The sequence below is a fragment of the Thioclava arctica genome (genome assembly GCF_040892615.1).
Classification (GTDB): Bacteria; Pseudomonadota; Alphaproteobacteria; order Rhodobacterales; family Rhodobacteraceae; genus Thioclava; species Thioclava arctica.
In genome coordinates, this window is record NZ_JBFRYC010000001.1 from 251,976 (window position 1) to 264,813 (window position 12,838).

The following is a 12,838-nucleotide window of genomic DNA, read 5'->3' on the forward strand; positions in this document are numbered from 1 at the left end:
GAAACTTCGCGCGTCTTTTTGTTTGGGGGATGGATGTCTAGCGGCAGCGGTGCGGGACGAAGCGGACGTTCGTTTCAACGGTGACGTCCAGTGCGCTATTGATGCTATGCCAGCTTCAGAGAAAGCGAAATGAATAGACGTTGTTGAGATATCTTTCGTCACCAATGCGAAACTGGGTTTCCCCGACATGTTCGAACCCCCGCGAAAGATAAAATGCGATAGCGGCATCATTCTCCGCATTGGTTGTCAGCCAGACAGACTCTGCAGCGCTGTCCCGACAGTGTTGAAATGCGGCTTCGAGGAGCTGTTTGCCGATACCCTTTCCATGGTGGCGCGGCTGCACGTAGAAAGTCGAAATTTCCAATTCTGAACAGCCTTCTACGGGTGGCTTGCTAGGTGAGGAAACCCGTATGAAACCGTCGATCCCTTGTTCATTATCTGAGACAAGAATGAACTGACTGGGGTCGGAAATCAGTTTCTCCACCTTCGCCGGGGTGAACTCATTCAAGGCAAAATCGGCAAAGAAAGCGTTCACGCCACGTTTGAGATAAGTGCCTACCCACACCTCGATCGAGATAGCAGCTATACTTGAGGCATCGGATTTCGTTGGTCTACGCAAGGTCATACGTGACAGATTGCAGATTTCTGGTGGCAGTCAAGGGCAACGCATAGCGTCTGCAAAGGACTCACAGCTGCCACTCACGTCCGCCCTGCGGTTCGAGCAATATTTGCGTCATTTAATGAGCCGGAGTTCTGCGACACGAGTCGCGCTTGCCTGCTTCCTTACAACCCAAGCAAACCGCTTAGCCAATCAGCCACAGCGCCAGATATAGCGCGCTTAGCCCGCCCACAATCGCCCAAAGCGTGTTGCGCGTCGCGATCCCGACGGCCAGCGCGGCGACGGCTGCGATCAGCCGGGCAGGGTCGGGGTGGCCATCGGTCGCTGCGGGCCAGACCACGAGCGGCGCCACCAGCCCCGGTAGCACCGCAACCGGCGTATAGCGCAAATAGCGCAAGGCCCATTCGGGCAGTTGGCGATCGCCCAGAAAGCCCAGAAACGAATAGCGCAGCGCGAATGTGCCGATCCCCAGCGCCACGATGATCCCCCAGATCACGGCATCGGAATAGCCGTTCATAGCAGGGCTCCTTTTCGGCGCGCGACCCAGAGTTCAACCTGTGCGCCCGTCACCATCGCCGCCAGCGCAGCGATCATCAGTCCGACACCCGAGGGCAAAAACGACAGCACCAGCGCACCCACAATCGACACGAGGGCGGCTGCAACATGGGCAAGGCTGCGCAGCGCTGGCCCGATCATCGCAAGGAAGGTGATCGGCACCGCAAAATCCAGCGCGAATTCCGGAGGGATCGCCGCGCCCACCAGCGCCCCGGCCAGCGTCGCAAGATACCAGTTCGGACAGACCGGAGTGCACGCCCCGGCATAATAGGCCAGCTTCTCGGCGCGGCTCATCTCGGGGCGGGTTTCATATTCATTGGCCGACAGCGCATAGACCTGATCGACCATGAAATAGGCCACCAACGCCTTGTGCCAGCCCTTTGACTTGCCCAGATGCGGGGTCAGTGCCGCGGAATACATCGCCATGCGCAGATTGACCGCCAACGAAGCGGCGAGGATCAGCACCACGGGCGCATGATCGCCCATCAGTTGCAGCGCGGTGAACTGCGCCGCCCCGGCAATTACCATCACCGAAAACCCCATGACCTGCGCCAAATCCATCCCGGCGTTGGTGGCGGCGACGCCAAACAGCAAGCCAAACGGCGCAATCACCAGCAAGAACGGCAAGCCATTGCGAAATCCGCGCCAATAGGCGGCTTTGATGGCAGAAGTTTGCGACATCGCGCTTGTCTCCTTGGGGCAGTTGCGTGACAGTTAGAGGACGCGGCGCGAAATGGCAAAGCGCACGATTGTATCGGAGGCAATCAACCCCTTGGCAGAGGTGATTTTTGGGCTGATTTTAGCGGGCGGGCAAGGCCGGCGCATGGGGGGCGTGGACAAGGCGCAGCTTATGCTGGCCGGGCGTCCCTTGATCGCGCATGTCGCAGATCGGCTCGCCGGGCAGGTGGCGCGCCTTGCGGTATCCAGCAATCGCGCGCCCGCGCCGTTTGCACCGCTGCCGGTGCTGCCCGATGCGCCCGAGAGGCTGGGCGAGGGGCCGCTTGCGGGGATATTGGCCGGGCTGGACTGGGCCGCGCGCGAAGGGGCGGATGCGCTGATCTGCGTGCCTGTCGATACCCCGTTCGTGCCGCGCGATCTGGTGGCGCAACTGGCGGGGTCGGGGCCTGCGATTGCGCGCTCTTTCGGGCGTGCACATCCCAGCGTGGGCTATTGGCCGATCTCCTGCCAAGCCGCGCTTGCACAGCTTTTTGCCCGCGGAGAGCGGCGCTTGCGGATCGCTGCGGCGGGTGCGCGCGAGGTGGCGTTCAGCGCCGATCCCGACCCGTTTTGCAATCTCAACAGCCCGCAAGATCTTGCGCAGGCCGAACGCGCCCTGCGCCCGGCATCATGAACGTGATCACCTATCATCACGGGTTGCGCCCCGATCAACGCGCGCGCGCCGCCGGGCTGTATTGGCAAGCCTTTGGCGGCAAGCTGGGCCGCGTGATGGGGCCACAGCCGCGCGCGCTGGATTTCATCGAACGCGTGATCGCACCGCAATTCGCGATTGCGGCATGTGACCCGCACGGCCAAGTGATCGGCGTGATCGGGTTTCGCACGCCGCATGGCTCTTTTGTCGGTGGTGGCTTGCCCGATTTGCGCGCCAGCTACGGGCGCATCGGCGGGCTGTGGCGCGCTGGCTGCCTGCGGTTTCTGGCGCAAGACCTCGAGGCGGGCACGGTGATGGTCGATGGCATCGCCGTCAGTGCCGATCTGCGGGGCCACGGGATTGGCACGGAACTGATCGAAACCCTCTCCAGCTATGCCCAATCGCAGGGCTATCGCGCGCTCTGCCTTGAGGTGGTCGAGGAAAACCTGCGTGCGCGCGCGCTATATCACCGCTTGGGGTTCATGGTGACCGGGCAGCGCCACTCGGCCTTCACCCGGTTTGCGTTCAACTTTCACCGCGTGTATGAAATGCGCCGCGCGCTTTAGTCGAAGCTGCCCGTCACACGGCCGAGCAGCATGAAGGCGCGTGCGGTGCGGGTCTCGGCCAGATCGGCGATTTCCTGATCCGAGGCATTCTTTTCAAACTCGCCGAAGGTGCGGTCAAACTGGCGCAGGAAATGATGCGCCGCATCGCGAAAGATCGTATCGCCGCGCATCCGCCCCGCCGACAGCGCCAGCGACGAGCGGTCGCGAATGCCGCCAAGGCTTGCAATCTCGCGGCCCCTCTCGCCCGCGGCAAACCGGCGCCACAGGGCCGGGCGCGCCCGGTCGGGCGTCAGGTCATCCATGTAGATCCCGTCTTGCGACAACAGGTTCAACACATCTTGCGCCGAGCGCAGCAGCTTGGCCGTCGAGCGATCTTCCAACGCGCGGCGCAGCGCGCGAAAGCCCTCTTTATCCTCGGGGGTGTCGGGGAAATTCAGCGCGCGCACGAAATCGGCAACCGAGATCGGGGCGCGCAACTCTTCGGCCGGGGTGCCAAGGGCCAGCATCGGTTCGGTGTCATCGGGGCGCATCGGGGCAGGCGGCACAAGGGCGGCCTTGCGATCGGCTGAGGGCTGCGTGGCATGGGCATCGCGGCGCGAGGCAAAGGTGGCAATCGTGCTTTCGGCTTGGCGCGTGACGGCGGCGATCTCATCGAGCTTGCGCTCAACCGATTGATCGCTGCGCAAGGCCTGCTGGTTCAGCCACGCCATCCGCATCGCTTCGATCGACTGTTTAAGCGCCTGCGCCTCAGCGCGCATCTCACGTGCCGCCCGGGCCGTGATCGCAGCCACCCAAATCATCGCGATCGGCAGCGTCATGCCCACCATCATGCTGACCGTGTTGAACAACGAGGCGGTCCCCGCAACACCGGGCGCAAAGAACCAAAACGCCAGCACCATCACAAGCCAAAGCAGCGACAGCGCCAGCGCGATCCATTCCACCCGACCGGGTCCGCGTGGCAGCGCCGAGGGACCACCGCGCGCCACAGACGCGCGCATCCCACCCAAAGGGGCGGCGGTTTGCGTGGTCCGATCTGCGGGCGTTTCCATTCAAGGCGTCCCTAAAAGGCGGGTGTCAGGCGAATTTGACGGACAAGATCTCGTAGCTGCGCGTGCCGCCGGGGGTGCGCACATCGACGGTATCCCCCTCTTCCTTGCCGATCAGCGACCGTGCAAGGGGCGATTTCATATTCAAGCGTCCCTGCTCCAGATCGGCCTCTGGCTCTCCCACGATCTGATAAGTCTTTTCCTCGTCGGTATCTTCATCGACGATGGTCACCGTGGCGCCAAACTTCACCGATCCGGTGAATTTGCTGGGGTCAATGACCTCGGCGCGCCCCAACAGACTTTCGATCTCTTTGACGCGACCTTCGATAAAGCCCTGTTTCTCGCGTGCCGAATGGTATTCGGCATTCTCCGACAGATCGCCCAGCTCACGCGCTTCGGCAATCGCCTTGATAATCGCAGGACGTTCCTGAGACTTCAGTTTTTTCAATTCTTGACTAAGCGAGTCATAGCCCGCGCGCGTCAACGGCACTTTTTCCATGGAAGGCTCCTGAATTCGGAGGAAAGCTCCAATTCAGGGCATCTAAATCTTTTCTTGCCCCCTCAAGTCAAGCCTCCTGCCCAATTTTTGCCAAAACCCGTCGAAGTTTTGAGCGTCATGCTGCCGGCGCAGCCATACGGGTCGCGCCAGCTTTGCCCGCCAACTCTGCCCTCCGGGGCCTTTCAAACACGGGTGCGAATTTTGTCGGATATCGGGGTGAGGGGATGCGCACCTCGTTCACGCGCCCCATTTGGCGGATCGCTTGCGATATCTGGTCCGTCGAGGGGGGCAACACCACGCAAACCCCCGCCGCGGACGCAATAATGTTGCGCGCCATCGCAGCGTAACAATTGCCTCGATGCGCCCACTAGGCTAGGCAGAACCCAACCTGTAGCGGCAAGCCAGAGGATTTGGGATATGGCCGAGATCGAACGCGAGTCGATGGAATATGATGTTGTGATCGTGGGCGCGGGGCCGGCAGGCCTGTCCGCGGCGATCCGATTGAAGCAGATCAACCCTGAGCTTGAGGTCGTAGTGATCGAAAAGGGCTCGGAAGTGGGGGCGCATATCCTGTCAGGGGCGGTGCTCGATACCGCCGGTCTGGATAAACTGCTGCCCGATTGGAAAGAGCGCGGCGCGCCAATCAAAGTGGGCGTCAAGAAAGACAATTTCTTCATGCTTGGCCCGCATGGCCATCTGCGCATCCCGAACTGGCCGATGCCCAAGCTGATGAGCAATCACGGCAAATACATCGTCTCGATGGCCAATGTCTGCCGCTGGATGGCCGAACAGGCCGAGGCGCTGGGCGTCGAGGTGTTCCCCGGCATGGCCGCGAGTGAAATCGTCTGGGACGGGGACCGGGTCGCAGGCGTCGTCGCGGGCGAATTTGGCAAGAATCCCGATGGCTCGCAGGGGCCGGGCTATGAGCCGGGCATGGAGCTGCGCGGCAAATACGTCATGCTGGGCGAGGGTGTGCGCGGCTCGCTGGCCAAGGTGGTGATGGAGAAGTTCAACCTCTCCAAAGATCACTGCCCGCAGAAATTCGGCCTCGGCATGAAGGAAATCTGGGAGATCGACCCCGCCAAGCACCACGAGGGCACCGTCACGCACACGATGGGCTGGCCGCTGGGCAAGAATGCAGGCGGTGGGTCGTTCGTCTATCACCTTGAGAACAATCAAGTTTACGTTGGTTTCGTGGTCCATCTGAACTACGAAAACCCGCATCTCTACCCCTATATGGAATTCCAGCGCTTCAAACATCACCCGATGATGGCCGAGCTGCTGGAAGGCGGAAAACGCGTGGCTTACGGGGCGCGCGCGATCTCTGAAGGCGGCTGGCAGTCGATCCCGAAACTCACCGCTCCGGGCGTGGTGCTGATGGGCTGCGCGGCGGGTCTGGTGAACGTGCCCCGCATCAAGGGCAACCATAACGCGATGCTCTCGGGCATTGCCGCCGCCGAGGCCGCCGCCGCCGCGATCAAGGCCGGGCGCGCGGGCGATGATTTGGTGGAATACGAGACCGATCTGCGCTCGGGTCCGATTGCCAAAGATCTCAAGCCGGTGCGCAACGTCAAGCCGATGTGGTCGAAATGGGGGATGCTCCCGTCGCTGGTCTTTGGTGGTCTGGATATGTGGACCAATTCGCTGTTCGGGATTTCGCTGTTCGGCACGCTCAAACATGGCAAGTCCGATGCTGCGGCGACGGGCGAGGCGAAGAATTTCAAGCCGATCGACTATCCCAAGCCCGATGGCAAGCTGTCCTTCGACCGTCTGACCAATGTGTCCTTCAGCTTTACCAATCACGAGGAAAGCCAGCCCTGCCATCTGAAGCTGAAAGACCCGTCGATCCCGATCGCGGTCAATCTGCCCAAATATGACGAACCCGCGCAGCGTTATTGCCCGGCAGGCGTCTATGAGGTGATCGGCGAAGGGGCGAATGCCAAGTTCCAGATCAATTTCCAGAACTGCGTGCATTGCAAGACCTGTGATATCAAGGACCCAAGCCAGAATATCAACTGGACCACGCCGCAGGGCGGGGACGGGCCGAACTATCCCAATATGTAAGGCGCTCAAACGCCCCTAAAATGCAGAAAGCGGGAGGCCAGGCCCCCCGCTTTTTCAATGTCCCCGATGGGGTGGGCGCGCAAACGCACCCGAATTGGCCCGATATCAGGCCGAAGTGGAAAACAGCGTATGGCGCGTGTCGGCCCAATTGGCCTCATGCGGCTTGACCGAATCGCTATGCTTCACGTCGCGCTTGATGTCTTCGCTGCGCAGGGCGTGGGCGGTGACGGCATTTTCAATGGTTTTCTTGGTCATATCATATCTCCATTCTACGGCGGTTCCGCGCAAGCCGTTTGCTCGGCACGGTGCGGTGTAGATCGCACCGCATTGCCAAGGCGAACCCGGCAGCGCGGCAAACAAGCGATCAGCATCATGTGACTTCCCGGCACAATGCGCTGGCATCTACGTTCACGCTGACCCTGCGCATTCGCAGCCGGTCCGGCGGGTATGTCGAAGATGCCGCATATGCAGCGGCCTGACAGCTCTGCCCGATGGTGGAGCCGCAAGGGAATACAATCTCAAACTAAGATTACGGCCTTATATGTGCTATTGCGCACGAAACGCAAGAGAAAAGTGTGTCGTATTTGATTAACGCACCGTCATCACGGCGGCGTCATCTGCTGTAACCCTTGGCGAGGCGGTCAAAACGGCGTGTTTTCGCCAAGCGCGGCGGGCCCGCGCGCGCGGGCCGCATTGCTATGCACTGACTGCGCCGTTACGCTCTGGCCAAACTCAATGAGAGGACTGTTTCGTGTCGAGTAATTCCTCTGCTTTTCGCATAGCTTTTATCGCATTGCTGATGGGCTCTGTCGCTATCTCCCCCGCGCTTGCGCAAGACAAAAAGGCCCCCGTCGGGCAAAGTGCGCAAGACGCCGCTGCCGCCGCGGATGCCGAGGCCGCCAAGAACGATGCAGACGTGGCCAATGATCCCAGCCCCGAAGAGGCCGGGGCCTATCTGGCGGCGCGCATCGCCTCGCAGCAATTGGATTTCGAACAGGCGGCCACCTATTACCGCAAGCTGATGGCCTCGGGCGATGTCAGCGCAGAAACCGCAGAGGCCACGCTGGTAGCCGAGATCGCGATTGCCGATTTCGACCGCGCCGTGCCCTTGGCGCGCCAGATGCTTGAGGCGAAAACCGGCAGCCAGATCGCTGCGATGACGGTTCTGGCGGCTGATGCCAAGGAAGGCAAATGGGGCGACGCGATCAAACTCAGCCAAGATGAAAGTTCCGATCCCGGCCCGCTTCTGGGCGGGCTGACGCGGGCTTGGGCGCTGGTGGGCGAAGGCAAAATGACCGATGCCGCCGCCGCCTTTGACGCGGTGGGCAGCGAAAAGGGCCTTGGCGCGTTCGCGGCGTTTCACAAGGCGTTGTCGCTAGCCTTGGTGGGCGATTATGAGGGCGCCGACAAGATATTGTCGGGCGAACATGGCGCGATGATCACCGCCACGCGGCGCGGCGTGATTGCCCATGCCGAGATCCTGTCGCAGCTTGAGCGCGACAAAGATGCGTTGGCGCTGATCGAGGACCGCTTTGGCACCGATCTGGACCCCCAGCTTGAAGCCATGCATGCCAAGCTGGCGGCGGGCGAGACGCTGCCCTTCACGATGGTGCGCAGCGCAACCGATGGCGTGGCCGAGGTCTATTACTCCGTAGCCCAGGCCCTCATTAGCGATGCGCCTGATACCTTCACGCTGATGCACACACGGCTGGCCAATCTCGTAGAGCCCGACATGGCCGATGCGACGCTGCTGACGGCCTCGCTGCTGGATAAGATGAAGCAACATGATCTCGCGATTGCGGCCTATGCCGAGGTCTCGCCCAAAAGCCCGATCTATCACGCTGCCGAAATCGGGCGCGCTGAGGCGATGGTGCGCGCGGGGCGCAATGATGCCGCCATCGAGGTGCTCGAAAACCTCGCGCGCATTCAGCCCAAGCTGGTGGGCGTGTGGACCGCGCTTGGCGATACGTTGCGGCGCGAAAAGCGCTTTGGCGAGGCGGCAAAAGCCTATGATAAGGCGATTGCGCTGATGGGCGCGCCCAAGCCTCAGGATTGGTTCGTCTATTATTCGCGCGCGATTGCGCAGGAACGCTCGGGCGATTGGGCCTCGGCGGAGAAGGGGTTTCGCGAGGCGCTGAAACTCTCGCCTGATCAGCCTTCGGTGCTGAATTATCTGGGCTATTCCTATGTTGATAAGGGTGAAAACCTTGATGAGGCGCTGGCGATGATCCGCAAGGCAGTCAAGGAACGCCCCGATGCGGGCTTCATCATCGACAGCCTTGGCTGGGCGCTTTACAAAACCGGGCACTATCAGGAAGCGGCCACGCAGATGGAGCGCGCGGTCGAACTTGAGCCCCGCGATCCGCTGCTGAATGACCATCTGGGCGATGTGCTTTGGGCGGTCGGTCGTCAGCGCGAGGCCCGGTTCCAGTGGCGCCGCGCCCTCAGCTTTGGCACGACCGAAGAGCCGACGGACAGCTCTGAGGATCTCGATCTTGACCGGGTGCGCCTGAAACTGTCGGTCGGGCTGGATCAGGTGCTCAAGGATGAGGGCAAGCCGCCTCTCAAAGCGGCCCCGGCAAGCGATGCCAACAACTAGCGTTTTCGCGCCTGCCAAGATCAATCTCAGCCTGCATGTCATCGGCCAGCGCACCGATGGCTATCACCTGCTTGACAGTCTGGTGGCCTTTGCGCCGGTGGGCGATATGGTGTCGTTCGCGCCGGGGCGGGGGCTGTCGCTGCGCGTAAGCGGACCCGAGGCGGCAGGCGTGCCGGTGGATCGCTCCAATCTGGTGCTGCGGGCGGCGGAACTGGCCGGGGGCTCTGATCTGGCCTTTCATTTGCACAAGGCGCTGCCGGCGGCCTCTGGCATTGGCGGGGGCTCGTCAGATGCGGCTGCGGTGTTGCGCGGGCTGGGCGCGGCGCTGGACCCCGAGGCATTGACCCGCCTTGGAGCCGATATCGCGATGTGCCTGACGCCCCATTCCCAGCGCGTGCAAGGCATCGGCGAGCACTGCGCGCGTGTCCAACTGCCACCGTTGCCCGCGCTGCTCGTCAATCCCCGCATCGAGGTCGCAACCCCCGCCATCTTCAAGGCGCTGAGCCAGAAAACCAACGCCCCAATGCCCGCGCAGCTTCCGCAGTTCAACGAGGCCCGCGCCTGCATCGACTGGCTCGCCACCCAGCGCAACGATCTGCAAGCGCCCGCCATCGCGCAGGCCCCACAAATCGGCGCGTTGCTCGACGTTCTTGCCGCGCTGCCCGGCTGTCATCTGGCCCGCATGTCGGGCTCTGGGGCGACCTGTTTCGCGCTGTTTTCAACCCAGTCCGATCTGCAAAGCGCCGAGGCCAAATTGCGCGCGACCCACCCGCAATGCTGGATCGCCTCGGGCGTGCTGGGCGATCAAACCGAACTGGCGCGCCCAAGCGCCTGCCACTAGGCAGCACCTCCCCTCAGTCCCGAACCGCACCCGCAGACCCCTGTAAATCATACGAAAATGCACCAATCTGGCTCGGCCAGTTTTGCGGCGTGCAAAAATGCAGGATTGCAAAATTGCCAATCTTTCCCTATGTTAAGCGTGCTACGTTGTTTCTACTGCACCCTGTCTCCGTCAACGGCTTCAGTTTGCGACTACGATCTGACTATGCCGATACTGCTGCATGTTGCAGGCAGAATAACTTGATAGGAGATCTCACGATGGCTTCAGGCACCGTGAAATGGTTCAACCCCACCAAAGGTTTTGGCTTCATCGCACCTGCGGATGGCGGCAAAGATATCTTCGTGCACATCTCGGCCGTTGAGCGCGCCGGCATTGCACGTCTCGACGACGGCCAGGCCGTGACGTTCGAGCTTGAGACCGGCCGTGATGGACGTCAGTCCGCACGCGATCTGGCGCTCGCTTAATTTCTGGTTCTGAACCAGTGGCCCGGCCGGTTTTCGGCCGGGCTTTTCTTTTGTCGAAAGCAGGATGTGATGTCACAGACCAAAGCGATGCTTGACGTGTTTGCGACCAGCGCGGCTAAGCGCCCCGCAACCCCGCATGACAAAACCGCAGCCGCCGCGCGCCAGATCACCGATGATGCGCGCGACGAACGCGATGCGCAAAGCGCGCGGCTCAAAGCGCACCGTCTGGCGCGCGACGCAAATGACGATCCCCAACTGCCGCAGTAATCACCACTTTCGTATCGGTGACAATCGCAGGCTTTCCCTTGACCGCGCGGCGCAGTAAGCCCGAGGTCTCAGGAGGTGCGGCCATGCGGGTTTTCATCAACGGCTTCGGTCGAATTGGGCGGTCGGTGCTGCGGGCTTGGGCGCAAAACCCTGACGCTTGGCCGGGGCTTGAGATTGTCGCGATCAACGATATCGCAGCGCCCGATATGCTGGCCTATCTGTTTGAATATGACAGCGTGTTCGGGCCGTGGCGCGGCACGATTGTGCAGGAACCCGACGCGCTGGTGATCAACGGGGCGCGCATTGCGCTGCACCGGGCGGGGGATATTTCCACGCTCGATCTTGCGGGCATTGATCTGGTGATGGAATGCACCGGGCGCGCCGATAGTTCGGCCATCGCGGGGCAGGGGCTGGCGGGCGGGGCTGCGCGGGTGCTGATCTCGGGGCCCTCGAAAGCCGCCGACATTACCGTCGTTCTGGGCGCCAATGACGGCGATCTGAACGGTCAGCGGATCGTCTCGAATGCCAGTTGCACCACCAACGCGTTTGCCCCGCTGGCGCGGCTGCTGGATGGGGCCTTTGGCATTGTGACGGGCTCGATGACGACCGTGCATTGCTACACTGCCAGCCAACCCACCGTCGATCAGCCGCGCGACGCGATGGAACGCTCGCGCGCGGCCAGTCTGTCGATGGTGCCCACTTCCACCTCGGCGGGGCGCTTGATGGAGCAGGTCTTGCCCGATCTCAGCGGTCGCTTGATTGCGCAGGCGGTGCGCGTGCCCACGGCCTCTGTGTCGGCGGTGGATCTGGCAGTCGCCGTGCAGCGCCCGGCCAGCGTCGAGCAGATCAACGCCACGCTCAGCACGGCGGGGGGCGTGATCGGGGTGACGGATCGCCCGCTTGTGTCGACCGATCTGCGCGCGCGTCCCGAAAGCGTGGTGATGGCGCTACGCGAAACCAAGGTGACCGATTACGGGCTGATCCGGGTGTTTGGCTGGTATGACAACGAATGGGGCTTTTCCAACCGGATGCTGGATATGGCGCTGCGCATGGCATGAAAAAAGCCCCGGCACTGGGCCGGGGCTTTGATTTTACCTCAAGGGATGCGCCTTAGCGGCGATCGCCCATGAACTGCAGCAGGAACATGAACAGGTTGATGAAGTCGAGATACAGCTTGAGCGCGCCGATGATCGCGGCTTTGCCCATAAAATCCTGACCACCGCTGGCCGCCAGTTGCAGATACATGTTCTTGATGTTCTGCGTGTCATAGGCCGTCAGGCCCGCAAAGATCAGCACGCCGATCAACGAGATCGCAAAGGCAAGCGCCGACGAGGCGAGGAAGATGTTCACGATCGAGGCCACGATCAACCCGATCAGGCCCATCATCAGGAACGAGCCCATCCCCGACAGGTTGCGCTTGGTGGTGTAACCATAGAGCGACAGGCCCGCAAACGAGATCGCGGTCACCAGGAAGGTCTGCGCAATCGACACCCCGGTAAACACCAGGAAGATCGACGAAAGCGAGGCCCCCATCAGCGCCGCGAAGACCCAAAACACGATCTGGGCGGTGCTTGTGCTCATTTTATTCAGCGTTGCGCTAAAGGCAAAGACGACGCCCAGCGGGGCAAGCATCAAGACCCATTTCAGCGGGCTGGTATAGATCAGCGATCCAAGCTGCGTCAGGTAGATGCCACCACGCAACTGTCCAGCCGCTGCGGCAGGATCGCTTGTCACGGCCATATTCGCCAACGCCCAAGCCACCGCACCGGTGATCAGCATTGCCACTGACATCAGCCCGTAAACCCGGTTCATATGCGTACGCAGACCTTCGTCTATCGCCGCTTGACGCGTGCCCGCATGGGGCGTCCGCATCGTTTCGAAATCAGCCATCTCGATACCTCCAACAAGTCTTGTCCGGCCATCCCTCGTACCGGTGTCGGTTCCGATAT

General features: G+C 61.7%; 15 protein-coding genes. 8 read left to right on the forward strand and 7 right to left on the reverse strand.

What is annotated here, in order from left to right:
* Positions 1–115 precede the first annotated feature (115 nt).
* The 3 genes from AB4874_RS01340 to AB4874_RS01350 form a co-directional block, all read right to left on the reverse strand.
* Entirely contained in the window at positions 116–625 is a 510-nt protein-coding gene (locus tag AB4874_RS01340) for a GNAT family N-acetyltransferase (RefSeq protein WP_368390652.1), read from the reverse strand.
* Positions 626–803: 178 nt separating this feature from the next.
* Positions 804–1,136, reverse strand: coding sequence for an AzlD domain-containing protein (locus tag AB4874_RS01345; RefSeq protein WP_295534896.1), 333 nt, complete (start codon positions 1,134–1,136; stop codon positions 804–806).
* Positions 1,133–1,855, reverse strand: coding sequence for an AzlC family ABC transporter permease (locus AB4874_RS01350; RefSeq protein ID WP_368390653.1), 723 nt, complete (start codon positions 1,853–1,855; stop codon positions 1,133–1,135). Before AB4874_RS01350 ends, AB4874_RS01345 begins: the two co-directional genes overlap by 4 nt.
* A gap of 52 nt (positions 1,856–1,907) precedes the next feature.
* Between AB4874_RS01350 and mobA the strand changes: the two genes are divergently transcribed.
* The gene (mobA, locus tag AB4874_RS01355; protein WP_368390654.1) at positions 1,908–2,525 is read left to right on the forward strand and encodes a molybdenum cofactor guanylyltransferase MobA; all 618 of its coding nucleotides are present in this window, start codon (positions 1,908–1,910) and stop codon (positions 2,523–2,525) included.
* Positions 2,522–3,109: a GNAT family N-acetyltransferase gene (locus tag AB4874_RS01360; RefSeq protein WP_368390655.1), complete on the forward strand. Its 588-nt coding sequence runs from the start codon at positions 2,522–2,524 to the stop codon at positions 3,107–3,109. The genes mobA and AB4874_RS01360 overlap by 4 nt, the downstream gene beginning before the upstream one ends.
* Here the strand turns inward: AB4874_RS01360 and AB4874_RS01365 are convergent.
* Complete coding sequence (locus AB4874_RS01365; protein ID WP_295534907.1) at positions 3,106–4,158, reverse strand: hypothetical protein; 1,053 nt, start codon at positions 4,156–4,158, stop codon at positions 3,106–3,108. The genes AB4874_RS01360 and AB4874_RS01365 overlap by 4 nt on opposite strands.
* 25 nt (positions 4,159–4,183) lie before the next feature.
* The gene (gene greA, locus AB4874_RS01370; RefSeq protein ID WP_295534909.1) at positions 4,184–4,654 is read right to left on the reverse strand and encodes a transcription elongation factor GreA; all 471 of its coding nucleotides are present in this window, start codon (positions 4,652–4,654) and stop codon (positions 4,184–4,186) included.
* 417 nt (positions 4,655–5,071) lie between these two features.
* Between greA and AB4874_RS01375 the strand changes: the two genes are divergently transcribed.
* The gene (locus AB4874_RS01375; RefSeq protein WP_295534912.1) at positions 5,072–6,718 is read left to right on the forward strand and encodes an electron transfer flavoprotein-ubiquinone oxidoreductase; all 1,647 of its coding nucleotides are present in this window, start codon (positions 5,072–5,074) and stop codon (positions 6,716–6,718) included.
* A gap of 105 nt (positions 6,719–6,823) precedes the next feature.
* Here the strand turns inward: AB4874_RS01375 and AB4874_RS01380 are convergent, their stop codons facing one another.
* A complete protein-coding gene (locus AB4874_RS01380) occupies positions 6,824–6,973 on the reverse strand; it encodes a hypothetical protein (protein ID WP_368390656.1) in 150 nt (49 codons plus the stop codon).
* A 496-nt stretch (positions 6,974–7,469) separates the two neighbouring features.
* Between AB4874_RS01380 and AB4874_RS01385 the strand changes: the two genes are divergently transcribed.
* From AB4874_RS01385 to AB4874_RS01405, 5 genes are all read left to right on the forward strand, one after another.
* The gene (locus AB4874_RS01385) at positions 7,470–9,317 is read left to right on the forward strand and encodes a tetratricopeptide repeat protein (protein ID WP_368390657.1); all 1,848 of its coding nucleotides are present in this window, start codon (positions 7,470–7,472) and stop codon (positions 9,315–9,317) included.
* Entirely contained in the window at positions 9,304–10,158 is an 855-nt protein-coding gene (locus AB4874_RS01390) for a 4-(cytidine 5'-diphospho)-2-C-methyl-D-erythritol kinase (RefSeq protein ID WP_368390658.1), read from the forward strand. Before AB4874_RS01385 ends, AB4874_RS01390 begins: the two co-directional genes overlap by 14 nt.
* A 257-nt stretch (positions 10,159–10,415) precedes the next feature.
* Positions 10,416–10,622, forward strand: coding sequence for a cold-shock protein (locus AB4874_RS01395; protein WP_295534922.1), 207 nt, complete (start codon positions 10,416–10,418; stop codon positions 10,620–10,622).
* A gap of 69 nt (positions 10,623–10,691) precedes the next feature.
* Positions 10,692–10,889: a hypothetical protein gene (locus AB4874_RS01400; protein ID WP_368390659.1), complete on the forward strand. Its 198-nt coding sequence runs from the start codon at positions 10,692–10,694 to the stop codon at positions 10,887–10,889.
* Between the two features lie 83 nt (positions 10,890–10,972).
* Positions 10,973–11,947: a type I glyceraldehyde-3-phosphate dehydrogenase gene (locus tag AB4874_RS01405; protein WP_368390660.1), complete on the forward strand. Its 975-nt coding sequence runs from the start codon at positions 10,973–10,975 to the stop codon at positions 11,945–11,947.
* Between the two features lie 52 nt (positions 11,948–11,999).
* Here AB4874_RS01405 and AB4874_RS01410 read toward each other — a convergent pair whose 3' ends face one another.
* Positions 12,000–12,779, reverse strand: coding sequence for a Bax inhibitor-1/YccA family protein (locus tag AB4874_RS01410; protein ID WP_295534931.1), 780 nt, complete (start codon positions 12,777–12,779; stop codon positions 12,000–12,002).
* Positions 12,780–12,838 lie beyond the last annotated feature (59 nt).